Source organism: Rhizobium sp. CB2179 (genome assembly GCF_057653455.1).
The window spans coordinates 3,634,870-3,658,631 of record NZ_CM172781.1 but is presented as its reverse complement, the minus strand read 5'-3'; the positions used below and the strand labels follow the sequence as shown (position 1 = coordinate 3,658,631).

Below are 23,762 nucleotides of genomic sequence, written 5' to 3'. Positions count from 1 at the left end.
CTTATTTCGCCCTTCCGGCAAGGCCGCGCGGGAAGACGAAGATGATTGCGATCACGGCGAGATAGAAGAAGAATTCGCCGAATTCAGGCATCAGATACCGTCCTGTGGTATCGATCGCGCCCAGCAGCAGACAGGCGATCAGTGCACCTGGAATGGAGCCCGCGCCGCCAACGGAGACGACGACCAGGAAGGTCACCATGTAGCGCAGCGCGTAATAGGGTTCGACGGGCAGGAGTTCGGCGCCGACCACGCCACCGAAGGCGGCAAGCCCGACGGCAACGGCAAAGCTCACCGCATAGATGATCTCGGTGCGCACACCGAGTGCCGCAGCCATTGCCGCATCATCGACGGAGGCGCGCAGCTTGACGCCGAAGCTGGTCCTGTCGATCGCAAACCAGAGGGCGAGCGCCACGACCAAGCCGCAGAGGATGACGAAAAGCCGGTGAACGGGAATGGTGCGGAAGCCGAGATCGGCTGACCCCTGCAGTGCACCGGCAAGCGGTATGGTCTTCAGCGTCGGCCCCATGACATAATTGGCGATGCCGATGACGCAGAAGGTGATGCCGATGGTCATCAGCACCTGGGTCAGTTCCGGCGCGCCATAGATCCGGCGGTAGAGAAAACGCTCGATCGGAATGGCGACGATGATGGTGATGACAACGGCGGCGATGACCGCCGCGGCATAACCAAGGCCAAGGTCGCGGGCGACATAGGAGGCGATATAGCCGCCGATCATCGCGAAAGCGCCATGGGCGAGGTTGACGACACGCATCAGCCCCATGGTCACCGAAAGGCCAATCGAGATCACGAACAGCACCATGCCATAGGCAAGAGCGTCGACGGCTATGCTGAAGACTGTCTGCATGGAAATACCTTGCTTCCAAGCGACGGGCTCGGCCTGATCGCAGGCCAAGCCCGTCACCTGTCTTGACATTCGATGTTACTTGACGGCCGCCAGGCCCGGATCGCCCTGCTTCTCGAAAGTCTGGATCTCCTTGTTGATGTAGGTCCCGTCATCGGCTTTCGTCACTTCGCGCAGATAGATGTTCTGCGTGATGTGACGGCTTTCCGGATCGATCGAAACCGGGCCGCGCGGGCTCGTCCAGGCAAGGCCCTTGACCGCATCGACGGCCTTCTCAGCATCCTGTTTGCCGCCCGTCGCCTCGATCATCTTGTAGATGACATACATGCCGTCATAGGCGCTGACTGAGGGGAAGGAAAGTTCGGCCTTGTTGCCGATCGCTTTGGTCGCCGCCTCGACGAAAGCCTTGTTCTCGGGAGAATCGTGCGACACGGCATAGTGGAAGGTCGTCTGGATGCCGAGTGCGGCATCGCCGAGCGCCGGCAGATCGGATTCCTGCGTCAGGTCACCCGGCGCGAAGAACTTGAAGCCGGCAGCCTTCAGGCCATTGTCGTTGTAAGCCTTGACGAAGCCGAGCGTCGTCGGACCGGAGGGCAGGAAGGCGAACACGCCCTCCGCGCCGGAATCCTTGATGCGCTGCATGATCGGGCTGAAGTCGTTGGTCGCAAGCGGCATGCGGATCGCCTCGACCACCTGGCCGCCGGCCTTTTCGAAGCCGGCCTTGAAAGCGTTCTCGGCGTCGATGCCGGGGCCGTAATCGCTGACGACGGAAATCACCTTCTTGACGCCGGCGTCGAAGGCGACCTTGGCAATCGGCGTCGAAGTTTGCCAGGTGGTAAACGAGGTGCGGACGACGAGCGGGCTCTTGGTGACGATCGCCGAGGTGGCGGCGTTCATGATGACCATCGGCACATTGCCCTGTTTCAGGATCGGCGTGACCGCCATGGCATCGGGCGTGAAGTAGAAGCCGGCAAGATACTGGACCTTTTCCTTGACGATCAGTTCCTGCGCCAGCGCCTTGGATTGGGCGGGGTCGGCCTGCGGCACGTCGCGATAGACGATCTCGACCGTATCGCTGCCGACCGTGTTGCCGTTGACCGCCATATAGGCGTCGATGCCGGCCTTGAAGTTCTTGCCCTGCAGCGCGAACGGACCGGAGAACGGGCCGATGACGCCGACCTTGATGGTGTCTGCATAGGCCGTGCCGCTGAGCACGACGGCCGCAACGGCGGCCAGAAATAGCTTCTTCATTCTCTCTCTCCCTTTTTGGCGCACTCCCGCGCCGTATTCGCTAGCCGCTCAAAATTGAGCGTTAGCTTGTCATGCGAAATGGTGATGTAAAATGAAATAAATGCCGTAATCCATGGCCAAACGATTATGAGTGTGGGATGCGGAACTATCCTCGTCTCAGAATGGCAATCCCACATAATTCTCCGCGAGCGCTGTCGAGGCGGCGCGGGAATGGGTGAGATAGTCGAGTTCCGCCTCCTGGATCTTCTGGTCGAAATCCCCGGTATCCGGAAAACGATGCATCATCGTCGTCATCCACCAGGAAAACCGCACGGCTTTCCATACACGGGCGAGCGCCTTCTGCGAGTAAGCGTCGATGCCACTATTCGAGCCTTCACGGTAATGCTCGATCAGCCCGGAGAAAAGATAATGGACGTCGCTGGCGGCGAGGTTCAATCCCTTGGCGCCGGTCGGCGGGACGATATGGGCGGCGTCGCCGACCAGGAAAAGCCGGCCGAAACGCATCGGTTCGGCGACGAAGGAGCGCAGCGGCGCAATCGATTTCTCGAAGGACGGCGCGGTCGCCAATGCTTCGGCATGATGCGTCGGCAGCCGCCGTCTCAACTCGTCCCAGAAACGGTCGTCGCTCCAGTCCCCGATCTTCTCGTCGAGCGCACATTGGATGTAGTAGCGGCTGCGGGTGGCCGAGCGCATCGAACAAAGCGCAAAGCCCCTTGGATGGTTGGCGTAGATCAGCTCATGGCTGACAGGCGCCACGTCGGCAAGGACCCCCAGCCAGCCGAAGGGATAGACCTTCTCGAAACTCCTGATCGCCCGCTCCGGAACGGCCTTGCGGCTGGCGCCGTGAAACCCGTCGCAGCCGGCGATGAAGTCACAATCGATGCGCTTGGCAACGCCGTCTTTCACATAGGTGACGAAAGGAGAATGGCCGTCGAAGTCATGCGGCGCGACATCGACGGCATCGTAGATCGACGGGGAGCCACTTTCTTCGCGCCGCTCCATGAGATCGCGCGTCACTTCGGTCTGTCCGTAGACGGTGACACGCCTGCCGCCGGTCAATTCGTGAAGGTCGATGCGATGGTCGCGTCCGTCGAAGGTCAGTGAGAAGCCGTCATGCGGCAGGCCTTCGGAATGCAGCCTCGCGCCTGATTTGGCCTGATCCAGCAGCCCGACGGTGCCTTCCTCCAGAACGCCGGCGCGAACCCGGCTGAGGATGTAATCCTTGTTCACACGATCGAGAATGACATTGTCGACGCCGGCTTCGGTCAGAAGCTGGCCGAGCAGCAGGCCGGATGGTCCCGAACCGATGATGGCGACCTGAGTTCGCAAATGCTTCCTCCCTGCATTTTTGCGTTTTGCCAGATTCTGCCTTGCCGCGCTTGCCGCAGCAATGGACATTCCAACCTAAAAATTGCACTAATCGAACATTGGATCGGGAGAATTCTCACGGAGCCCCATGAGCAAACATATCCCTACCTATGAACTCTACGGCGAAAAGACCGGGCGAGAGCCGGATTTTTGGGTGCATTGCGAAACTATTCGCTCCCGCAGCAGTTTGCATCAATGGGAGATTCGCCCGCATCGTCACGAGAGTTTCTTTCAGATATTGTACATCGAAAGCGGTTCGGGCGATGCGATCTTCGGCGAAAAGAGCCATGCCATCCTTCCGCCGGCGATCATCACCGTGCCGCCCGGGCTCAATCATGGTTTTCGTTTTTCACGTGATATCGACGGCCTGGTGATCACCCTGTTGAGATCCCATCTCAGCCATCCGCTCGGCGATCGAAGCCAGCTCGGCGAATGGCTGGCGGCGCCGCATCTGACGCCGCTCGATCCCGATAATGCCGAGGCAGTCTATGTCATGCAGACGTTGAAGCGGCTGGGCGATGAATTCGAAAACCGCCGCAGCGGCCGCAACGAGGCGTTGGCCGCCTATGTCGCCCTGGCGCTGCGGCTGACGGCGAGGATTTCACATGAGGGGAATACGCACGAGCTTCCGGCAAACGAGAACGAGCGGCGGATGGACATGCTGAGCGAGTTCATTCAGCAACATTTTCGATCCCACAAGCCCGCGTCCTTCTACGCCAGGGAGCTTGGGGTTTCGCCGACACATCTCACCCGCATCGTCCGGTCGATGACCGGCAACACTCCCCATGAACTGATCGCCGGCAAACTTGTCGAAGAGGCGAAACGCCAGCTGGTTTTTACGCTGGGCAGTGTTCAGGAGATCGGGTTTCGGCTTGGCTTTGCCGATCCCGCCTATTTCTCGCGCTTCTTCTTTAAATATACGGGAGAAACGCCGCGGGTCTGGCGCATGAAGGAAAAAGTCCGGCTCGAACGTGCATAGGGTTCCGGCATTCCGGGTGCGACGCGTTCGCGGACAGGCATCCGCGGGGGCGCCCACTGGCGATCGCGTTACCAGGCTTTGACGCCGTCTTCCACGTTGCGTGCACGTTCGCTGACACGGGTCTCGTATGCCTCGTGTTGCCCAGCTGACTTGACGGCATCGGCTGAGCCATCCGGCTGGGCTTCGGGCGTCATGTAGAAGGCGAGCGCTTTTTCCAGCCGGGCAGCGGTAAGCGTGGCAGCAGCGAAACCCTTCATGTCGTTTCCTCGGTCAGTGGCTTAGAGCTTTCCCAAGACACATAGCCTACGATATGGCCATTCTGAAACAGCGCCTCGATCGTTTTCACCAACTTTAGACGTTGCTTGAAGATTGCTCCCGCCGGATGATCTCCACCGACCAGTTCCGTGCGATTCTGTTTGGTTTTCGCCTCATGCCGCCGGCCACGTCCAGTCCCGTACCTCCGGCATGTCCTCACCATATTCGCGGACATAGTCGTGATGTTCCGCAAGCTTGCCACGGAAGGCGGCGAGCGCTTCTCCTGCTTTTTCCTTCAGGCCCGGCACGCGCTCGATCGCTTCGATGGCGAGGTGAAAGCGGTCGAGTTCGTTGAGGACGGTCATGTCGAAGGGTGTGGTCGTCGTGCCTTCCTCGATGAAGCCGCGGACGTGGATGTTGAGATGGTTGGTGCGTTTGTAGGTCAGGCGGTGGATGAGATAGGGATAGCCGTGATAGGCGAAAATGACAGGCTTGTCGGCGGTGAAGATCGCATCGAATGCCTCGTCGGTCAGGCCGTGCGGATGCTGATCCCTGGATTGCAGTGCGAGGAGATCGACGACGTTGACGGTGCGGATCTTCAGTTCCGGAATGGCCTTACGCAGCAGGTCGACGGCAGCAAGCGTCTCCATGGTCGGCACGTCGCCGGCGCAGGCCATGACGAGATCGGGCAGGATGGTGTCGTCCTCGTTGCTCGCCCAGTGCCAGATGCCGATGCCGGCCTCGCAATGTTTCACCGCCTCGTCCATCGATAGCCATTGCGGCTCCGGCTGCTTGCCGGCGACGATGACATTGATGCGGTCATAGGTGCGCAGGCAATGGTCGCCGACCCAGAGCAGGGTGTTGGCATCCGGCGGCAGGTAGATGCGGACGATATCGGCCTTCTTGTTGGCGACGAGGTCGACGAAACCGGGGTCCTGATGGCTGAAGCCGTTGTGGTCCTGACGCCAGACGTGAGAGGTCAGCAGGTAATTCAGCGACGAGATCGGCTTTCTCCACGCGAGTTCCCGCGTCACCTTCAGCCATTTGGCGTGCTGGTTGAACATGGAATCGATGATGTGGATGAAGGCCTCGTAGCAGGAGAACAGGCCGTGCCGGCCAGTCAGCAGGTAGCCTTCCAGCCAGCCCTGGCAGAGATGTTCGCTCAGCACCTCCATGACACGTCCATCCCGAGACAAGTGGACGTCGTAGGGTTCGATACCCTCCATCCAGACACGGTCGGTGACTTCGAAGACGCTGCCGAGACGGTTCGATTCTGTCTCGTCGGGGCCGAAGATACGGAAATTGGCAGCCTTCGTGTTGCGCTTCATCGTGTCGCGCAGGTAATGGCCGAGGATTTCCGTCGACTGCACCATGGCGCTGCCGTGCTTGCCGATATCGACCGCATAGTCGCGGATATCGGGAACGTCGAGCTCCCGGCGCAGCAAGCCGCCGTTGGCGTGCGGATTGGCGCCCATGCGGCGTTTGCCGACAGGGGCTAGCGCCCGCAGCTCGGGTTTCAGCCGGCCGTCGCTGCCGAACAGGTCTTTCGGATCATAGCTGCTCATCCAGTCCTCGAGGATCTTGCGATGCCCTTCATTCTCGCGGCAGTTGGAGACCGGCACCTGGTGGGCGCGCCAGAAGCCTTCGACCTTCTTGCCGTCGACTTCCTTCGGTCCTGTCCAGCCCTTCGGGCTGCGCAGCACGATCATCGGCCAGCGCGGGCAGATATCGGGCGCCCTACCATTGCGGGCTTCCTTCTGGATTTCGCGAATGCGGTCGAAGACCCTGTCGAAGGTTGCAGCCATCTGCTGGTGCATGTCGCGCGGCTCGTGACCCTCGACGAAGAAGGGCTCATAGCCATAGCCTTCAAAGAGGCTCTGCAAATCCTCGTGGCTGGCGCGGCCAAGAATGGTGGGGTTGGCGATCTTGTAGCCGTTCAGATGCAGGATCGGCAGAACGGCGCCATCGCGGGCAGGGTTCAGAAACTTGTTGGAATGCCAGCTCGCAGCCAAAGGCCCGGTTTCGGCTTCGCCGTCACCAACGACGCAGGCAACGATCAGGTCGGGATTGTCGAAGGCGGCGCCATAGGCATGGACGAGGGCGTAGCCGAGTTCGCCACCCTCGTGGATCGAGCCCGGTGTTTCGGGTGCCGCGTGGCTCGGAATGCCGCCGGGGAAGGAGAATTGCCGGAAGAGCTTGCGCATGCCTTCGGCATCCTCGGAAATATCGGGATAGATCTCGCTGTAGATGCCTTCGAGATAGGTGTTGGCGACCATGCCCGGCCCGCCATGGCCGGGGCCGCACATATAGATGATGTCGAGATCGCGGGCGCGGATGAGACGGTTCAGATGTGCATAGATAAAGTTGAGGCCGGGTGTCGTGCCCCAATGGCCGAGCAGGCGGGGCTTGATGTGCTCTGGTTTCAGCGGCTCGCGCAACAGCGGATTGGTCAGCAGATAGATTTGGCCGATGGAGAGATAATTGGCGGCGCGCCAATAGCGGTCGATCAGGGTGAGTTCGGCATCGGTAAGGGCAGCGGTCGAGACATGCTTTTCCATGGGTTTCTCCCGTTCGAGAACGTCTTCAACGTCAATTCTACCGGCGGATGCCGGAATGCTGTTGATCTGGATCAGTCACTGCGAAGAACGGACAGCGCCTCCTCGGCGATGGTCTGTTCCTCATCGGTGGCGATGACATGGGCGGCGATGCGGCTTTCCCGCGTGCTGATGGTGAAATCATTGGCAGCATTGGCCTTTTCGTCGGTTGCAAGGCCAAGCCAGGACAGCCGCTTGGTCACACCTGCGCGGATCTCCGGTTGATGCTCGCCGATGCCGGCGGTGAAGACGATGGCGTCAAGGCCACCAAGCGTTGCCGCCATGCGGCCGATTTCGCCGGCAATGCGCAGCGTGAATAGCTCGATCGCCTGGCGCGCCTCCGGCCGGCTGTCCTTCAACAGCTCGCGCGTATCGGCAGTGATGCCGGAGACGCCGAGCAGGCCGCTGCGATGATAGAGCAGATCTTCGATCTCCTCGAAGGACTGCTTCCTCTGACCGGCCAGATGCAGGATGACGCCGGGATCGAGCCAGCCCGGACGCGTCGCCATCGGGATGCCATCCAGCGTCGAAAAGCCCATGCTGCAATCGCGGCTGACGCCGTTATCCAATGCGCAGAGGCTGGCGCCGCTGCCGAGATGGGCGACGACCACCTTTGCCGGGTGCGGCGCCTTGCGGCGAAGCTCGCCGGCGATGAATTTGTAGGAGAGGCCGTGGAAGCCGTAGCGCTTGATGCCCTCGTCATGCAGCGCGCGGGGAATGGCGAAGCGGCGAACGAGATCGTCCTGCGTGGCATGGAAGGCGGTATCGAAGGAGGCGATATGGGCAAGATGCGGTTTCAGATGCTTGAGGGCGCGGATGAAACGCAGCGCCTGCGGCTGGTGCAAGGGCGCAAGCGGGGTCAGCGCATCGATGGCATCGATTGCGGCGGCGTCGAGCGCGATCGCTTTGGTAAACCGGTCGCCGCCATGGACGACGCGGTGGCCGGCGGCGCGCGCGGCGGTCATGTCGAAATGATCGGCGAGAAGCGCGAAGGTCTCATCGATGACGCCGTGCAGATCTTCGGTCACCGCGGCCTTCAACGGCATCTCGACTATCTGCGATGCTTTCGTCAGGCCGAGCGACAGCGGTTCGGCGCGGAAATCGATCACGCCCTTGCCGATGCGCCGCGCCTTGGCGCCGTCTATCGCGAAGATGCCGATCTTAACGCTCGAGGAGCCGGTGTTGAAGGTCAGCAGCAGGTCGGTCGATGACATGTCTTCCAAGACTCCGCGCGGGTGTGAGATGACCGAAGTTAGCGTCGGATGTCCAGGCGGGAAGGATTTATTCGCTCGGGGCGCGCTTTTGTCATTGCGTAGACAACCATCGTCAGCCGCTTGGGATCGCAACGCGGCATCTATTATGGAGGCGACGGTACCAGGCGCATCACCGTCAATATCGCCCAGCATCAGTGGCTTACGGGCGGTTCAGTCGGGGCGTCATGAGAGCTTCACGCGGCGGATTTATTAACAAAAGGCAAATTTGCAAAACGGAATAAGGAACTATGCCATGGCCGATATTGCCCCCAGCCAGGTTCATAGCGACGCTTCCCACCCGCTCCACAGTTCGAATTCGGCCAACAAGTGGTTCTTGCCGCTGTTCGCGCTCGTTCTGGTCTGCGGCCTTGGATATGTCGCTTATGCACTCGGCCGCGACCTGACAACCGCAGTCGCCGTTCCCTGGATTCTCCTAGGCCTTGCACTGCTCATCGCGCTCGGCTTCGAGTTCGTCAACGGTTTCCATGATACGGCCAATGCCGTCGCAACCGTGATCTACACCCGTTCCATGCCGGCGGAATTCGCCGTTATCTGGTCCGGCTTCTTCAACTTCCTCGGCGTGCTGACCTCGAGCGGCGCCGTCGCCTTTGGTATTCTGGCGCTGCTGCCGGTGGAATTGATCCTGCAGGTCGGTTCCGGCTCCGGCCTTGCCATGGTCTTCGCGCTGCTGATTGCCGCGATCGTCTGGAATCTCGGCACCTGGTATCTCGGCCTGCCGTCGTCGAGTTCGCATACGCTGGTCGGCTCGATCATCGGCGTCGGCCTTGCCAACCAGTTCCTGGCGCCGGCAGGCACAGCGACCAGCGGTGTCGACTGGTCGCAAGCGACCAATATCGGCCTGTCGCTTTTGATCTCGCCGCTCATCGGCTTCGGTCTTTCCGCTGTCCTCCTGCTGGTCATGAAGCTTCTGGTGCGCAACAAGGCGCTCTACGCAGAGCCGAAGGGCAACCAGCCGCCGCCGCCCTGGATCCGTGCGATCCTGATCTTCACCTGCACCGGCGTCAGCTTCGCCCACGGCTCCAACGACGGGCAGAAGGGCATGGGCCTCATCATGCTGATCCTGATCGGCCTGGTGCCGACGGCTTTCGCGCTGAACCGCACGCCGGATGTCAACTATCTCGAAGCCTACAAGTCAGCATCAGCCCATGTGGAAACCGCACTCGGCAAATATGTGAAGCCCGGCGTGACGGTTGCGGACTACAAGGCCGAAGTCGGCAACGCCGTCAAGAACAAGACCTGGACGGATGCGACGACGCCGGCCCTGCAGCAATATATCCACCAGACAAGTGCTGAAGTCGCCGGCTTCCCGACGCTCGAAGCGGTGCCGACCAATCTCGTCGGCAACGTCCGCAACGACATCTATCTGATTGGCGAAGCGCTGAAGTTGATCGACAAGCAGAAGCTGCTGCCGATGGATGCCGGCGACCTCAGCGCGGTGACGAGCTACCACAAGGCGGTCGACAACGCGACGAAGTTCATCCCGCTCTGGGTGAAAGTGGCGGTCGCGATCGCGCTCGGCCTCGGTACGATGGTGGGCTGGAAGCGCATCGTCGTCACCGTTGGCGAAAAGATCGGCAAGACGCATCTGACCTATGGTCAGGGCGCGGCAGCCGAAGTCGTGGCGATGGTCACTATCGCCTCGGCCGACCATCTCGGCCTGCCGGTCTCGACCACCCATGTGCTGTCATCAGGCGTTGCCGGCACTATGGCGGCCAACGGTTCCGGCCTGCAATGGTCGACCGTGCGCAACATGCTGATGGCCTGGGTGCTGACGCTGCCGGCCTCGATCGCGATCGCCTTCGTGCTGTTCGTGATCATGCGCCAGGTTTTTTAAAGCAAATTCCCGGCAAAGCGCGAAGCGGTTTTGCCGGGAATTGCGTCAAAACAAAAGGTAGAGCGTTCCGTCAGCCCGTCGAGGCCAATTTGGTATTGCGATCGCTGATGAAGATGCCCGCCTCGGCGGCGGGCATCGCCTTGCCGAAAAGATAGCCCTGGCCGATGTCGCAGCCAAGCTGCAGCAGGAAGGCGAGCTGGCCGTGCTCCTCGATGCCTTCCGCCGTCGTCTTGATGTTGAGGCTCCTGCCGAGGCCGAGCATGGCGCGGACGATCTTTTCCTGCCGCTCGTCGTCGCGATAGGTGGCGATGAAACTTTTGTCGATCTTGATCTTGTCGAAACGATAGCGGGAAAGCTGGGCGAGGCTCGAATAGCCCGTGCCGAAATCGTCGAGTGCGATCTGGATGCCGGCGGCGTGCAGCTCGTCGAGAATGAGGGCGGCGATGGCGGGATCCTGGATCAGCGCGTTTTCGGTGATCTCCACTTCCAGGCGCTGCGGCGGCAGCCGGCTTGCCGAAAGGACCTTGAGAATACGCGATGTCAGCAATCTGTCTTCCATCTGCACCGGCGAGACGTTGAAGGACAACGTCACATGATCCGGCCAGGCGAGTGCGTCGCTGCAGGCCTGGGTGAGGAGATCCTCGAATAATGCCGTGATCATGCCGGTTTCCTCGGCGATATCGATGAAGACCGGCGGCGGGATGTTGACGCCGTCGTCGCCGATCCAGCGCGCCAGCGCCTCGAAGCCGCAGAGCTGGCCGGTCTTGAGGTCGATCAGCGGCTGATAGAAGGGCTTGATCGCCTTGTTGGAGATCGCGGCGCGCAGCCTGGTTTCCAGCGCGGCGCGTTCCGTTACCTTGTCCTGCATCGAAGGTTCGAAGACGAAATAGTGGTTGGGTCCGCGTGATTTCGCCTCGTACATGGCGAGGTCGGCACGGTGGGCGGCATCTTCCAGCGGCTCGGCTCCCTCGGCCCAGCGGTCATAGCCGACGCTGGCGCCGACTTCGACGGCAAAGCCATCGATATGGATCGGCCGGGTGACGGCCTGGATCAGCAGCTTGGCAAAACGCTCCTCGCGCTGCGCCGTCAGGGCGAAGGCGACGATGATGAATTCGTCGCCGCCGAAGCGATAGACGCAATCGGCATTGCCGAGCGCGCAGATGCGTCTGGCAACCTCGATCAACAGGATGTCGCCGCCCTTGTGGCCGACGAGGTCATTGACCTTCTTGAAGCCGTCGAGGTCAACGGAGAAGATGGTGACGTTGCGGTCCCACTCCTCGATCTCGGCCTCGTCGTCCTTGATCGGCCGGGAGAGGCTCTTGCGCTCGAAGGCGTAGCGGTTCGGCAGCTTGGTGAGATGGTCGTGGGTTGCGGTCCAATCGGCTTTTGCCTGGGCGGCCGCGCGCAGTTCCATTTCCTTACGCAGGTCGGCGATGCGCAGCACCGAATAGACGAAGCTCATGGCGCCGGCGATGCCGAGCGCCAGAACGAGCTTGTCGGCGCCGTACTCGCCGAAGCCGGTCATGAAGGCGACCAGGCTGTCGTCGAGCTGTAGCAGCGTGCCGAGAAGCCAGAGGGTCACTCCAGACACCACGATCGACACGCATTGCCGTCCGGCCCTGCTTTGGAAAAACACCGGCATTATGCCTTCTCCATCTCCACCTTCGCGGAAATATCACGAAAGTCTGAAATGTTTGTTGAAACCAGAAGGCGAATTATCAGAGGCGGCAGCCTGTCGCTGTGCCGCAGAGAGACCCGACGGGGCCTGTGGGGAACTAGGGCGTCGTTATCAGCGCGATCGCCTTCGTGGTTCGGGAGACCGGCTGATGCGGGAAAAGAACGAAGGCGAGCGTGCTAATGCATCGCTCGCCCTTTCTCGTGCTTCAGGCGGTGACGATCAGCAGCGGAACGCTGAAGATGAGACCGACCAGAACCGTGACTGTGGCGACACGCATAAAACGCAGGCGTCGCGTGCGCTCGCCACTCCAATCATATGTCATTCTTCCATCTCCTTGGGACAAGGAAGTAGTCCCCGCAAAGCCGGGTTCAACATAGATGACGCGATTTGCTTGTGCAAAGCTGGATAAGATCAGCAGTCTCTAATGCTGGAAGCGCAGAGACCAGCGCTGTCCGTTGCTGGTCATGCGGATGACGGAAAGCGGCTCGACGTCGCTCAGCCAGAAGGAGGAGAGCGGCGCCTGCAGTACATGCACGATCGCTGCCCGGATGACGGCCGCGTGGCTAACGGCGATCACATGGCCGCCGAGGCTCGATTGCTCATCCATCCAGCCGGCGATGCGCGTGCGCAGATCAACAAGGCTCTCGCCGCCATGCGGGGCCGCTTCCGGATCGCTCATCCACCCCACGAGGTTCTCCGGCTCTTCGGTCCCGATGGCCGCGATCGACCTGCCGGCCCAGCGGCCATGGTCGCAGTCGCAAAGCGCCTGATCTATTTGGGCTTCGAGGCGGAGCGCATCGGCAGTCTGACGGGCGCGCAAGGCGGGGCTCGTGACAATAAGGTCGGCGCGGGGCAGAGCGATCATCCTGCCGGCCTCCTCCACTGCCTTGTCCTCCAGCGGTTCGTCGAGCGGGAACAGGGCCTTGCGGCTTGCCGCCGTCGCGCCATGGCAGATCCAGGTGAGGCGCGTGTTCACAGCCGTTCTTGCCTCCCGGAATGCGGCGACAGCGTCCTTCGCCGGCTTGTGAAGTTTCGTTGACAGTCTCTTCGGCGTGCAGATATAACCGTGCTGTTGCGGGTTTGGAAGCCGGTGTAAGTCCGGCGCGGTCGCGCCACTGTGACCAGCGTGTCGAAAGCTCTTCGCGCTGGAAGTCAGACCCTACTGCACGAGCACTCTTTCGACTGAACGCGTCATTCCCGGAGGAATACATGTCTGACACCACTTTCGCGCCCGTAGCAGTACCGGCGCCGATCCCTGTAGGAGAGATCCTGCCCTGGGCGATCTTCGGCGGCCTGCTGATGCTCATCGTCCTCTATTTCGTCGGCACCGAGGAAGGCGCGATGGCGCTGTTCAACGGCATGTATGTGCACGAATTCGTGCATGACGGCCGCCATCTCCTCGGCTTTCCCTGCCACTAAAGCGCTTCGCGATCGGAGTTCCTGACATGGTTGGAAACCTTCTGCTTCGCGGCATGCTCGCGGGCCTGATTGCCGGCATCCTCGTTTTCGCTTTCGCCCATATTTTCGGCGAGCCGCTGGTCGATGCGGCGATCGCTTTCGAGGAGGCAAGTGCCCAAGCAGCCGGCGAGGCTGCCGAACCCGAAATCGTCAGCCGCGCCACACAGGCCGGTCTTGGCCTTTTCACCGGCGTCATGGCCTACAGCGTCGCCGTCGGTGGGCTCTTCGCGCTCGCTTTCGCTTTCGTGCAAGGCCGCTTCAGCAGCCTTTCGCCGCGCGGTACCTCGGCCGTCATCGCCATCGCCGCCTTCGTGGCGGTCGTGCTTGTTCCCAGCATCAAATATCCCGCCACTCCGCCGGCGGTCGGCAATCCCGACACGATCGGCGTCAGGACCGAACTGTTCTTCCTGATGATCGTCGTTTCGCTTGCCGCGCTCATGGCCGCGGTGGCGCTGTCACGTCGTCTCTCCGGGCGCTTCGGTCCCTGGAACGGCGCGACTATCGCCGGCGTTGCCTATCTCGTCTTCATCGGCCTCGTGCTCTCTCTGCTGCCGCCGATCAACGAAGTGCCGGAGAATTTTTCGGCGATGGTGCTCTGGGGCTTCCGCACGACCTCGCTCGGCATGCATGCGATCCTCTGGACAACGCTCGGCCTCGCCTTCGGGGCGCTGGCGGAAAAGCGGCTTGCCGTTAAGGGCGGGCAACGCGGCCGGCCGGCAACGGCATTTCACTGAACGCATCGAAGGGCGCCGCCTTGCCGGCGCCCTGAACTTTTCGGGCGATTATGAAAAACGACAGAGCCAGACCACTGCTGCTGATGGCGTTTTCTGCCGCCGCGTTTTTTTGTGTGATCGCTGGAAGCGCTTTTGCCCATAGCCGCGGCGACGGCGGCAGCCATGCCGGGCTGAATATTCCGCAAATCTCCCATGGCGAGATGGCTGTCATGTCTGACTATCGCAGTGGGATTGTCGATCTTGCATCCCGTGCTGTCGATACGAACGAGCCGTTCCGCCGCGTGCTGAACTATGCAGAGATCCAGTATTCCTACTGTCTGTGGGGCCGGATGCCGGGCAGCGTGACGGATGAGGAAAGCCCGTTCAACGAATGCGCTCATGCCTATCTCGCCGCGACCAAGGCGGTCTTGCTTTCGATGCGCGAGATGCCGCGGGAGGCTGCCGCGGCGGGTGAAATCATTTCCGCGGTCGACGCCGACATGGTGCGGCGCGGGCTTGCGCTGATCAGCTGCCGGTTCAGCGACGAAGCCTTCAACACCGCCGATATCGTCAAGCCGCGCTGGAGCGAGATCCCATTCCATGCCGCCAGCATGGCGTCGCTGACGGGGCTTGCCGCGTTGTTCGGACTTGGCGTGTTTGCGCTTCGTCGCTTCTCGCGACCGAAAGCTCAGTCGTCGGAATAGCGCTGCTCGCGCCACGGATCGCCGTAGATGTGGTAGCCGTTCTTTTCCCAGAAGCCGGCCTGGTCGGCAGGCATCAGCTCGATGCGGCGCAGCCATTTGGCGCTTTTCCAGAAATAGAGATGCGGCACGACGAGGCGCATCGGGCCGCCGTGCTCCGGTGTCAGCGGCAGGCCTTCCCAGGCGGTGGCGAGGATCGCATCCTCGGCAGCGAAATCGGAGAGCGGCAGGTTGGTGGTATAGCCGTCATAACTCGTCAGCATGACGTAAGCGGCTTCAGGCTTCGGCATGGCGAGGTCGAGCAGATTGCGCGTCGAAACGCCCTTCCATTTGTTGTCGTAGCGCGACCAGGTGGTGACGCAGTGGATATCGCTCACCCCCGTGCTCTGTTCGATCGCCTGGAAGTCGGCCCAGGTGAGGGTGCGCGTCGTTTCGACGAGGCCGCGCACCTCGAGCCGCCAGGTCTCGGTCGAGATGACAGGCTGCTGGCCGAGATCGAGCACCGGCCAGTTCTTGACGAGGTGCTGGCCGGGCGGCAGGCGCTCGGCTTCGGGACGGCTGATACGGCCGGTCAGGAACTTGCCCTCTGCCGCCCAGCGGCGCTTGGATGTGGTGAGTTTGTTATCGGCGGGCGTCTGGTCGTCGCTCATGGGCGGGGGCCTCCTTGCGGTGCAGCAATAGGACATCCACCCCTGCCGGGTGTCAAGTTTCGGCGGCCCCTTGGAAATCCCTACCCACCCCTCTAAACTCGGTCCGTCGGGTATGCCTCGCTGGGGAGTGGAGGCAGAAAGGGGAGGAGCCGGTTCTGTCTTCGAAGTATCGTGCGATTACGGCGTTGCTGGTCGTGCCGCTGATCATCTTCGCCTTCTTCACCTATGGGAGCGCGATTGCGACGCGCGCCTATATGGAGGAAGCCTCGGCGCAGGCGGGAACGGCGTTGCGCCTTGCCGTTTCGGCACTCAGCGGCCATCTCAACCGCTACGAGGCGCTGCCAGCGCTGATCGCCGATCACGACGACATCAAGGAACTGGTGAGCGCGCCTGAAGATGCGGCGCTGCGCGATGCGGCCAATCTCTATCTCAAGGCAATTAACGGGCTGCTGAAATCCTCCGATATCTATGTGGTCAAGCCAGACGGAGAGACGATCGCGGCCAGCAATTACGATGGGCCCGCAAGCTTCGTCGGACAGAACTTCAGCTACCGGCCCTATTTCCAGGATGCAATCGAAGGCCGGCAGGCACGGTTTTACGCGCTCGGGACCACCTCGCTGAAGCGCGGCTATTATTTTGCCGCACCGATCCGGACCGGCGCGGATATTCGTGGCGTCATCGTCTTCAAGGTCGATATCGATATGATCGAGTCCTCCTGGGGCGGCGGCGAATACAAGATCTTCGTCTCCGATCCGGAGGGCATCATCTTCATGTCCGGCAGCCCGGAATGGCTCTATGGCGCGATCCTGCCGCTGACGGCCGACCGCGTCGCCCGCACCGAGGCGTCGCGACGCTATGCCAATGCCAGGCTGGCGGCGCTGCCGGTGACGCGTCACCACTTCGAGCAGCATGAGCTGATGACGCTGGCCAGCGAGCGCGGTTCGAGCGAATATCTGGTGCTCTCGCATTACATGCCGGCCGAGGACTGGACGGTGAACGTGCTGATGGAGACGAGTTCCATCCGCGCCCAGGCGCGCACGGCGCTTGCTGCCGTGTTTCTCATCCTCTGCATTGCCGGGCTTACGGTGGCCGTCCTTCGCCAGCGGCGGGCGCGGCTTGCCGAGCGCATGCAGATGCAGGCCGAGGCCCGCAACGAGCTGGAGCGGCGTGTCGATGAGCGCACGGCCGATCTTGCCCGCGTCAACAGCCGCATCGAAGAGGAGATCGCCGAGCGGCGGCTGACCGAGCAGCAGCTTCGACAGACGCAAGCGGACCTCATCCAGGCGGGCAAGCTTGCCGGGCTGGGGCAGATGTCGGCTGCGCTTTCGCACGAGTTCAACCAGCCGCTCGCCGCTGCCAAGACCTATACGGACAGCGCCTCCGTTCTCATCGACCGTGGGCGGACGGAGGAGGCGCGGGACAATATCCGCCGTATCGGCGGGCTGATCGACCGTATGGCTGCGATCAGCCGGCACCTGCGCAACTTCGCCCGCAAGCCGAACGAGAAGCTCGGTGCCGTTTCCCTCGACGAGGCGATGCGCGACACGCTCGAGATCGTCGCCTGGCGGCTGAAGGCGGCGGATGCCGAACTGCTGCTCGCTCTCGGGCCGCGTCCGCCGGTGGTGCGCGCCGGTTCGGTGCGTCTGCAGCAGGTGCTGGTGAACGTGATCTCGAATGCGGCCGATGCGGTGGAAGGGCTGGATGACCGGCGCATCGAGGTTTCGGCCTTCGAGGAGGCCGGAAAGGTGGTGCTGACGGTGCGGGACCACGGACCGGGCGTGCCGGCGGCGATCGCCGAGCGTATCTTCGATCCCTTCTTCACGACGAAGGGCGTCGGCAAGGGGCTCGGCCTCGGGCTTTCGATTTCCTACAACATCATCAAGGATTTCGGCGGCAGCCTGACTGCTGCCAATCATCCCGAAGGCGGCGCGGTGTTCCGCATCGAGCTGCAATCGGCGGCAGGGCTGATGCCGGAGGCAGCGGAATGAACGATGCAAAGATCCTGCTGGTCGACGACGAGGAGGAACTGCGCCGCTCGACGGCGCAGGCGCTGGAGCTCTCCGGCTTCAGCGTCGAGACCTATTCGAACGGCGACCACGTGCTGGAGCTGATCGGCTACAGCTTTCCCGGCGTCGTTGTCAGCGATATCCGCATGCCCGGCATCGACGGCATGACGCTGATGCAGAAGATCCGCGAGCTCGACCCGGAGGTACCGGTCATTCTCGTCACCGGCCACGGCGACGTTCAGCTTGCGGTGAAGGCGATGCGCGAAGGCGCTTATGATTTCATCGAGAAGCCGTTCACGCCGGAGATGCTTGCCGGCGTCATCCGCCGGGCGATGGAGCGGCGCAGCCTGGTGCTCGAAAACCGGCTGCTGAAGGCAGTCGCCGGCAAGCGCGACGATATCGAGGCGCGGCTGCCGGGGCGCACGCAGGTGATGGTGGATCTGCGCTACCGCATCCGGGCGATCGGGGCGAGCGATGCCGATACGCTGATCGTCGGCGAGACCGGGGCCGGCAAGGAGGTGGTGGCGCGGGCGCTCCACGACATCAGCGCCCGGGCGAGCCGGCCGTTCATCGCGATCAATTGTGCCGCACTGCCGGCGAACCTGATCGAGAGCGAGCTCTTCGGCCATGAGGTGGGGGCATTTCCGGGTGCGGTAAGGCCGCGTTATGGAAAGTTCGAACACGGGCGCGGCGGCACGATCCTGCTCGACGAGATCGGCTCCATGCCCTTCGACCTGCAGGCGAAGTTCCTGCGGGTGCTGCAGGAGCGGGTCATCTCCAGGCTCGGATCGAACGAGGTCGTGGCGCTCGACGTGCGCTTCATCGCGACAAGCAAGGTCGATCTGGAAGCGGAGGTGGCGGCCGGGCGTTTCCGCGCCGACCTCTTCTATCGGCTGAACGTCGCGACGCTGCACGTGCCGTCTCTGTCGCAGCGGCGGGCGGATGTTCCGCTGCTTTTCCTGCAGCTGGTGCGGGAAGCGGCTGCTCGCTACGGCCGCGACGAGATGGTCGTTCCGCCGGACGTGATTTCCGACATCGCTCAGCGCGACTGGCCCGGCAATGTGCGTGAATTGAGGAATGCCGCCGACCGTCTGGTCCTCGGGCTCGACAATGGCGGGCGCCAAGCCGAGGAGGCGACCGGACTTGCAGAGCGCGTCGCCGAATTCGAGCGAGGGGTCATTGCCAGCGCGCTGGTGGCGCATGGCGGCAGCCTCAGGCCGGTCTATGAGTCGCTCGGCATTTCTCGGAAGACACTCTACGAAAAGATGCAGAAATACGGTCTCGACAAGCGGATGCTGACTACCGAAGGCTAGCTCGGAGCTGGGGCGGCGCTGCAATCTCGCGGTGCGATGGGTGGATTTCCACCCACCGCCAGAGCCGTTTGTTTCCGAATCGACCCATGCTGCATCGCACTGTGGCAAAATCGTCTTTCGAAAGCGGCTGCAATGATTGCGGGTCGATTTTTCCCAGCGACAAATAGGTGATCCGAACCGGCGCGGAGGATGTGTCGGCGGGCTTGCTTATTTCATCAGGGAGGAAACGATGAAAATTCTAAAGGCCATGCTCGGCCTGACCGCGGCTGCTGCGGTCTCACTTCTCGCCAGCGTCGCTTCGGCGCAGACCTATCCCGAACGCACCATCACCATGGTCGTGCCGTTTGCGGCCGGCGGCCCGACGGATACCGTTGCGCGCCTGGTCGCCGAATCCATGTCGAAGGATCTCGGCCAGCAGATCGTCGTCGAAAATGTCGGCGGCGCCGGCGGCACGCTCGGCGCCGGCCGCGTGGCGAGTGCCGATCCCGACGGCTACACCATCCTGCTGCACCATATCGGCATGGCGACCAGCGCCACGCTCTACCGCAAGCTCGCTTACGACACGCTCGGCGCCTTCGACTATGTCGGCCTCGTCACCGAGGTGCCGATGACGATCGTTGCCCGCAAGGACATGGAGCCGACCGACCTCAAGGGGCTGATCGACTACATCAAGGCCAACAAGGACAAGGTGACGGTGGCCAATGCCGGCATCGGTGCGGCTTCGCACCTCTGCGGCATGATGTTCATGAGCGCCATCCAGACGCCGCTGACGACCGTTCCCTACAAGGGCACAGGGCCTGCCATGACCGATCTGCTCGGCGGTCAGGTCGACGTCATGTGCGACCAGACGACCAACACGACGAAGCAGATCCAGGGCGGCACGATCAAGGCCTATGCCGTGACCTCGCCCAAACGGCTCGACGTGATGAAGGACATTCCGACGGCCGTCGAAGCCGGGCTGCCGGGTTTTGAAGTCGGAATCTGGCACGGCATCTATACGCCGAAGGGCACGCCGGCTGAGATCAACGAACGTCTGTCGAAGTCGCTGCAGGTGGCGCTGAAGGATCCGAATGTCGGCGCCCGCTTCGCCGAGCTCGGTACGGCGCCATCCTCTGACGCCGATGCGACGCCGGCGGCGCTGAAGGCCAAGCTCGAAAGCGAGATCACCCGCTGGAAAACGGTGATCGAGGCCGCCGGCGAATATGCTGACTGAGGCTTGTCCTCGTCCAGGATATGCCGAAAGAGCCCCTCACCCCAACCCTCTCCCCCGTGAACGGCGAGAGGGGACTTGCGTCACCCAACGGCGGCAAGGGGCGAAGGGCTTGCAGCATTTTTCCTTCTGCCCGTTTGTGGGGAGAAGGTGCCGGCAGGCGGATGAGGGGCTAGCTCCTTTGTGACGGCGTTACACGAACAATCTCCAACCCCAGGAGACACCATGAAGTCCATCAGTTTCGATACGACCAATGCGATCTGCGGCGCGCTTTTCGTCGCGACCGGTGCTTTCTTCGCCATCCAGTCGCTGGGGCTCGACCTCGGCACGGCAGTGCGCATGGGCCCCGGTTATTTTCCGCTGGTGCTTGCCGGCGTGCTCGTGCTTCTCGGCGCGATCATCTTCATTCAGGCGCTGCGGGTCGAGGGCGAGCCGATCGACCCGTTTGCCTGGCGCGGCATGCTCTTCATCCTGCCGGCACCGGTATTCTTCGGGCTGACGGTGCGCGGTCTCGGATTTGCACCGTCACTGTTCCTCACCGCCTTCATCGCCTGCTTCGCATCGCAAAAGATGAACGTGTTCCTCGCGATCGTGCTGTCGCTGCTGCTGACGATCTTTTCGGTTGGGGTCTTCAGCTACGGGCTCGGCCTGCCTTTCGAGCGCTTCGGCCCCTGGGTCCGGTTCTAGGAGACGATGATGGATCTTTTCAGCAATCTCGCGCTCGGCTTTGCAACAGCCGGCACTCCGGAAAACCTGTTCTTCTGCCTGATCGGCGTGCTGCTCGGCACGCTGATCGGCGTGCTGCCCGGGATCGGCGCCACGGCGACGATCGCCATGCTTTTGCCGATCACCTTCCAGCTTGAACCGGTCTCCTCGCTGATCATGCTCGCCGGCATCTATTATGGCGCCCAGTATGGCGGCTCGACGACGGCGATCCTGATCAACATGCCGGGCGAATCCTCCTCTGCCGTCACCGCGATCGACGGCTACCAGATGGCCCGCAAGGGCAGGGCAGGCGCAGCGCTTGCCATCGCAGCATTGGGTTCGTTCTTTGCCGGCACTGTGTCAACCTTTCTCGTGGCGATCTTCGCACCGCCGCTGACCGCAATCGCGCTGCAATTTGGTTCGGCGGAATATTTCTCGCTGATGATCGTCGGTCTCGTTTCCTCGATCGCTCTCGCGCACGGTTCTGTCGTGAAGGCGCTGGCGATGGTGGCGCTGGGGCTGCTGCTCGGTCTCGTCGGCACCGACATCTATACCGGCACGCCGCGCTTCACGCTCGGCATCCGCGAATATGCTGACGGGCTGAACTTCGTGGCGCTTGCCGTCGGCGTGTTCGGAGTGGCGGAAATCCTGCGCAACCTCGAGGGCGAGTCGACACGCACGGTGCTGATGGCCAAGGTCACCGGCCTTTTGCCGTCCCGCCAGGAATTCAAGGAGATGATCGCACCGGTCATTCGCGGTACGGCGATCGGTTCGGCGCTCGGCATCCTGCCGGGCGGTGGCGCCATTCTTGCCTCCTTCGCCTCCTATACGGTGGAAAAGCGGATGTCGAAGACGCCGGAGGAGTTCGGAAAGGGCGCGGTTGCCGGCGTCGCAGGACCGGAATCGGCCAACAATGCCGGTGCGCAGACCTCGTTCATTCCGCTCTTGACGCTCGGCATTCCCGCCAACCCCGTCATGGCGCTGATGGTCGGGGCGATGATCATCCAGGGTATCGTGCCCGGTCCGAACGTCGCCACCGAGCAGCCGGCGCTGTTCTGGGGCATCATCGCCTCCATGTGGATCGGCAACCTGATGCTGGTCATCCTCAACCTGCCGCTGATCGGGCTCTGGGTGAAACTCCTGACCGTGCCTTACTACGTACTCTTCCCGATCATCATGGCCTTCTGCTCGATCGGGGTCTACAGCGTCAACGCCAACGTCTACGATCTCTACGCCGTCGCCTTCTTCGGGCTCATCGGCTATGTGCTGGCAAAGCTTCGTTGCGAGCCGGCGCCGCTTCTGCTCGGTTTCGTGCTCGGGCCGCTGCTCGAGGAAAACCTCCGGCGCGCCATGATCCTGTCGCGCGGCGATCCGACGACCTTCGTCACGCGGCCGATCAGCGCCACTCTTCTCGCCATTGCTGTCGCCGTGCTGATCGTCGTCTTCCTGCCGAGCGTCAAGAAGAAGCGCGAGGAGGTGTTCGTCGAAGAAACCTAGAGCATGATGCCGAAAAGTGTGCGCGGTTTTCGGACGACATCATGCTCTAACTCATTAATTGAGAACAGTATTCAGATTTTAGTCCTAGCCAAAAATCATCCCGTTCCGGGGGTTGAACTTACGGTCTGGTTGATGAACAACAGATAATCTGACGCGGGCGCCAGTTGGGCGCCCGTTTCGCTTGACAGGATATCCAGGCCCCAGGAGCATTGCCCAATGAGCATTCCCGCCCGGATCAGCGACGATCTGCCGTTTCTCACTGCCCTGCGCCGCGACCTGCACGCCTATCCCGAACTCGGTTTCGAGGAGGAGCGCACCGCCGGTATCGTCGCGACGCTTCTCGAAGAGGCTGGTATTGCGGTGCATCGCGGGCTTGGCGGCACCGGCGTGGTCGGTACGCTGCAGATCGGCAACGGCACGCGCAGGATCGGGCTGCGCGCCGACATGGATGCGCTCGCCATGCCTGAAACGGCGGAGCGATCCTATAAATCGACCGTGCCCGGAAAGATGCATGCCTGCGGCCATGACGGCCATACGGCGATGCTGCTTGGCGCCGCGCGACATCTTGCGGCAACGCGGGATTTTTCCGGCACGGTGCATTTCATCTTCCAGCCGGCCGAAGAAGGGCGAGGCGGAGCAAGGCGCATGGTCGAGGAGGGGCTGTTCACGCTTTTTCCCTGCGATGCCGTCTACGGGCTGCATAACATGCCTGGGCTTGCGGTGGATGAGATCGCCGTGGTCGAGGGACCGCAGCTTGCCTCCTCCGACAGCTGGCGCATGACCTTCCGCGGGGCCGGCACGCATGGCGCCAAGCCGCATCTCGGCCGCGATCCGATCACAGCCGCCGGCACCTTCCTGTCATCGCTGCAGACGATCGTCGGACGGGTGGTCGATCCGCTGCAGCCGGCCGTCGTCAGCGCCTGTTTCCTGCAGGCGGGCGACCCGAAGGCTCTGAACGTCATTCCTGACATCGTCGAGATCGGTGGCACGGCGCGGGCCTATTCGCCCGATGTGCGCGACCAGTTGGAGACCGAGATCGGACGATTGGCGCATGGCACGGCGGCCATGTACAGTATCGCTGTGGACTATGCATTCGAACGGCGGATTCCGCCTGTCATCAACGACGCGGATGCGACCGCACGGGCGTTGGCAGTGGCCGGCTCGGTCTTCGGCGGGAAGGTGCAGACAAGCTTTCCGCCGTCGATGGCAGGCGACGATTTTGCCTTCTTCGCCCAGAATGCGCCGGGTTGCTACGTCTGGCTCGGCAACGGTCCGGCGGTGGATGGGGCGCTGCATCACAACACGGCCTATGACTTCAACGATGAAGCGCTTGGATATGGGGCGGCCTATTGGGTGGCGTTGGTCGAGCGGGAGTTGAAGGTTTGATTATCTGCTGCCTAATTGCCCAAACCGG

General features: G+C 62.1%; 20 protein-coding genes and 1 riboswitch. Of the genes, 11 read left to right on the top strand and 9 right to left on the bottom strand.

Features of this window, described 5'->3' with window-relative positions:
- Nucleotide 1: 1 nt before the first annotated feature.
- From AC244Q_RS18155 to pobA, 3 genes are all read right to left on the bottom strand, one after another.
- Nucleotides 2-865, bottom strand: coding sequence for a branched-chain amino acid ABC transporter permease (locus tag AC244Q_RS18155; protein ID WP_128406034.1), 864 nt, complete (start codon nucleotides 863-865; stop codon nucleotides 2-4).
- Between the two features lie 75 nt (nucleotides 866-940).
- On the bottom strand, nucleotides 941-2,113 hold the full coding sequence (locus AC244Q_RS18150; RefSeq protein WP_128406035.1) for an ABC transporter substrate-binding protein: 1,173 nt from the start codon (nucleotides 2,111-2,113) through the stop codon (nucleotides 941-943).
- 156 nt (nucleotides 2,114-2,269) lie between these two features.
- Complete coding sequence (gene pobA, locus AC244Q_RS18145) at nucleotides 2,270-3,442, bottom strand: 4-hydroxybenzoate 3-monooxygenase (protein ID WP_017995069.1); 1,173 nt, start codon at nucleotides 3,440-3,442, stop codon at nucleotides 2,270-2,272.
- A 127-nt stretch (nucleotides 3,443-3,569) separates the two neighbouring features.
- Between pobA and AC244Q_RS18140 the strand changes: the two genes are divergently transcribed.
- Nucleotides 3,570-4,460, top strand: coding sequence for a helix-turn-helix domain-containing protein (locus AC244Q_RS18140; protein WP_128406036.1), 891 nt, complete (start codon nucleotides 3,570-3,572; stop codon nucleotides 4,458-4,460).
- A gap of 68 nt (nucleotides 4,461-4,528) precedes the next feature.
- Here AC244Q_RS18140 and AC244Q_RS18135 read toward each other — a convergent pair whose 3' ends face one another.
- The 3 genes from AC244Q_RS18135 to AC244Q_RS18125 all read right to left on the bottom strand — a co-directional run bounded on the left by AC244Q_RS18135 (nucleotide 4,529) and on the right by AC244Q_RS18125 (nucleotide 8,523).
- Entirely contained in the window at nucleotides 4,529-4,717 is a 189-nt protein-coding gene (locus AC244Q_RS18135; RefSeq protein WP_113548282.1) for a hypothetical protein, read from the bottom strand.
- A gap of 171 nt (nucleotides 4,718-4,888) precedes the next feature.
- Nucleotides 4,889-7,273 carry a phosphoketolase family protein gene (locus AC244Q_RS18130; RefSeq protein ID WP_128406037.1) on the bottom strand — a complete coding sequence of 795 codons (2,385 nt, stop codon included), beginning with the start codon at nucleotides 7,271-7,273 and terminating at the stop codon, nucleotides 4,889-4,891.
- A gap of 71 nt (nucleotides 7,274-7,344) precedes the next feature.
- Nucleotides 7,345-8,523 (bottom strand): acetate/propionate family kinase, encoded by a 1,179-nt coding sequence (locus AC244Q_RS18125; protein WP_017995065.1) that lies wholly within the window; start codon nucleotides 8,521-8,523, stop codon nucleotides 7,345-7,347.
- A gap of 292 nt (nucleotides 8,524-8,815) precedes the next feature.
- Between AC244Q_RS18125 and AC244Q_RS18120 the strand changes: the two genes are divergently transcribed.
- Nucleotides 8,816-10,417 (top strand): inorganic phosphate transporter, encoded by a 1,602-nt coding sequence (locus AC244Q_RS18120; protein WP_012758826.1) that lies wholly within the window; start codon nucleotides 8,816-8,818, stop codon nucleotides 10,415-10,417.
- 70 nt (nucleotides 10,418-10,487) lie between these two features.
- Here the strand turns inward: AC244Q_RS18120 and AC244Q_RS18115 are convergent, their stop codons facing one another.
- Both AC244Q_RS18115 and AC244Q_RS18110 read right to left on the bottom strand, forming a co-directional pair.
- A complete protein-coding gene (locus AC244Q_RS18115; RefSeq protein WP_017995063.1) occupies nucleotides 10,488-12,059 on the bottom strand; it encodes a putative bifunctional diguanylate cyclase/phosphodiesterase in 1,572 nt (523 codons plus the stop codon).
- Nucleotides 12,060-12,516: 457 nt separating this feature from the next.
- Complete coding sequence (locus AC244Q_RS18110) at nucleotides 12,517-13,071, bottom strand: histidine phosphatase family protein (RefSeq protein WP_017995062.1); 555 nt, start codon at nucleotides 13,069-13,071, stop codon at nucleotides 12,517-12,519.
- Nucleotides 13,072-13,148: 77 nt separating this feature from the next.
- Nucleotides 13,149-13,291: riboswitch (adenosylcobalamin (AdoCbl) riboswitch) on the top strand.
- Nucleotides 13,292-13,304: 13 nt separating this feature from the next.
- Here AC244Q_RS18110 and AC244Q_RS18105 point away from each other — a divergent pair.
- The 3 genes from AC244Q_RS18105 to AC244Q_RS18095 all read left to right on the top strand — a co-directional run bounded on the left by AC244Q_RS18105 (nucleotide 13,305) and on the right by AC244Q_RS18095 (nucleotide 14,970).
- On the top strand, nucleotides 13,305-13,514 hold the full coding sequence (locus AC244Q_RS18105) for a CbtB domain-containing protein (RefSeq protein ID WP_003542661.1): 210 nt from the start codon (nucleotides 13,305-13,307) through the stop codon (nucleotides 13,512-13,514).
- 26 nt (nucleotides 13,515-13,540) lie between these two features.
- Nucleotides 13,541-14,287 (top strand): CbtA family protein, encoded by a 747-nt coding sequence (locus AC244Q_RS18100; protein ID WP_128406038.1) that lies wholly within the window; start codon nucleotides 13,541-13,543, stop codon nucleotides 14,285-14,287.
- 83 nt (nucleotides 14,288-14,370) lie between these two features.
- Entirely contained in the window at nucleotides 14,371-14,970 is a 600-nt protein-coding gene (locus AC244Q_RS18095; RefSeq protein ID WP_245460426.1) for a hypothetical protein, read from the top strand.
- Here the strand turns inward: AC244Q_RS18095 and AC244Q_RS18090 are convergent.
- On the bottom strand, nucleotides 14,955-15,617 hold the full coding sequence (locus AC244Q_RS18090; protein WP_012758820.1) for a sulfite oxidase-like oxidoreductase: 663 nt from the start codon (nucleotides 15,615-15,617) through the stop codon (nucleotides 14,955-14,957). The genes AC244Q_RS18095 and AC244Q_RS18090 overlap by 16 nt on opposite strands.
- A 185-nt stretch (nucleotides 15,618-15,802) precedes the next feature.
- Here AC244Q_RS18090 and AC244Q_RS18085 point away from each other — a divergent pair, with 185 nt between their 5' ends.
- From AC244Q_RS18085 to AC244Q_RS18060, 6 genes are all read left to right on the top strand, one after another.
- Nucleotides 15,803-17,605 (top strand): sensor histidine kinase, encoded by a 1,803-nt coding sequence (locus AC244Q_RS18085; protein ID WP_128406040.1) that lies wholly within the window; start codon nucleotides 15,803-15,805, stop codon nucleotides 17,603-17,605.
- Complete coding sequence (locus AC244Q_RS18080) at nucleotides 17,602-18,936, top strand: sigma-54-dependent transcriptional regulator (RefSeq protein WP_113548275.1); 1,335 nt, start codon at nucleotides 17,602-17,604, stop codon at nucleotides 18,934-18,936. The genes AC244Q_RS18085 and AC244Q_RS18080 overlap by 4 nt, the downstream gene beginning before the upstream one ends.
- A gap of 229 nt (nucleotides 18,937-19,165) precedes the next feature.
- On the top strand, nucleotides 19,166-20,149 hold the full coding sequence (locus AC244Q_RS18075; protein ID WP_128406041.1) for a tripartite tricarboxylate transporter substrate-binding protein: 984 nt from the start codon (nucleotides 19,166-19,168) through the stop codon (nucleotides 20,147-20,149).
- 222 nt (nucleotides 20,150-20,371) lie between these two features.
- Nucleotides 20,372-20,833 (top strand): tripartite tricarboxylate transporter TctB family protein, encoded by a 462-nt coding sequence (locus tag AC244Q_RS18070; protein ID WP_012758816.1) that lies wholly within the window; start codon nucleotides 20,372-20,374, stop codon nucleotides 20,831-20,833.
- A gap of 9 nt (nucleotides 20,834-20,842) precedes the next feature.
- Nucleotides 20,843-22,348, top strand: a complete 1,506-nt coding sequence (locus AC244Q_RS18065) for a tripartite tricarboxylate transporter permease (RefSeq protein WP_012758815.1) — start codon at nucleotides 20,843-20,845, stop codon at nucleotides 22,346-22,348.
- A gap of 216 nt (nucleotides 22,349-22,564) precedes the next feature.
- Nucleotides 22,565-23,734, top strand: coding sequence for a M20 aminoacylase family protein (locus AC244Q_RS18060; protein WP_128406042.1), 1,170 nt, complete (start codon nucleotides 22,565-22,567; stop codon nucleotides 23,732-23,734).
- The last annotated feature ends 28 nt before the right edge of the window (nucleotides 23,735-23,762 follow it).

Excerpts from the sequence above, each read along its gene's own strand:
- AC244Q_RS18155 (WP_128406034.1), bottom strand. The coding sequence starts at position 865 with ATGCAGACAGTCTTCAGCATAGCCGTCGACGCTCTTGCCTATGGCATG.
- AC244Q_RS18150 (WP_128406035.1), bottom strand. The coding sequence starts at position 2,113 with ATGAAGAAGCTATTTCTGGCCGCCGTTGCGGCCGTCGTGCTCAGCGGC.
- AC244Q_RS18140 (WP_128406036.1), top strand. The coding sequence starts at position 3,570 with ATGAGCAAACATATCCCTACCTATGAACTCTACGGCGAAAAGACCGGG.
- AC244Q_RS18135 (WP_113548282.1), bottom strand. The coding sequence starts at position 4,717 with ATGAAGGGTTTCGCTGCTGCCACGCTTACCGCTGCCCGGCTGGAAAAA.
- AC244Q_RS18130 (WP_128406037.1), bottom strand. The coding sequence starts at position 7,273 with ATGGAAAAGCATGTCTCGACCGCTGCCCTTACCGATGCCGAACTCACC.
- AC244Q_RS18125 (WP_017995065.1), bottom strand. The coding sequence starts at position 8,523 with ATGTCATCGACCGACCTGCTGCTGACCTTCAACACCGGCTCCTCGAGC.
- AC244Q_RS18120 (WP_012758826.1), top strand. The coding sequence starts at position 8,816 with ATGGCCGATATTGCCCCCAGCCAGGTTCATAGCGACGCTTCCCACCCG.
- AC244Q_RS18115 (WP_017995063.1), bottom strand. The coding sequence starts at position 12,059 with ATGCCGGTGTTTTTCCAAAGCAGGGCCGGACGGCAATGCGTGTCGATC.
- AC244Q_RS18105 (WP_003542661.1), top strand. The coding sequence starts at position 13,305 with ATGTCTGACACCACTTTCGCGCCCGTAGCAGTACCGGCGCCGATCCCT.
- AC244Q_RS18100 (WP_128406038.1), top strand. The coding sequence starts at position 13,541 with ATGGTTGGAAACCTTCTGCTTCGCGGCATGCTCGCGGGCCTGATTGCC.
- AC244Q_RS18095 (WP_245460426.1), top strand. The coding sequence starts at position 14,371 with ATGGCGTTTTCTGCCGCCGCGTTTTTTTGTGTGATCGCTGGAAGCGCT.
- AC244Q_RS18090 (WP_012758820.1), bottom strand. The coding sequence starts at position 15,617 with ATGAGCGACGACCAGACGCCCGCCGATAACAAACTCACCACATCCAAG.
- AC244Q_RS18080 (WP_113548275.1), top strand. The coding sequence starts at position 17,602 with ATGAACGATGCAAAGATCCTGCTGGTCGACGACGAGGAGGAACTGCGC.
- AC244Q_RS18075 (WP_128406041.1), top strand. The coding sequence starts at position 19,166 with ATGAAAATTCTAAAGGCCATGCTCGGCCTGACCGCGGCTGCTGCGGTC.
- AC244Q_RS18070 (WP_012758816.1), top strand. The coding sequence starts at position 20,372 with ATGAAGTCCATCAGTTTCGATACGACCAATGCGATCTGCGGCGCGCTT.
- AC244Q_RS18065 (WP_012758815.1), top strand. The coding sequence starts at position 20,843 with ATGGATCTTTTCAGCAATCTCGCGCTCGGCTTTGCAACAGCCGGCACT.
- AC244Q_RS18060 (WP_128406042.1), top strand. The coding sequence starts at position 22,565 with ATGAGCATTCCCGCCCGGATCAGCGACGATCTGCCGTTTCTCACTGCC.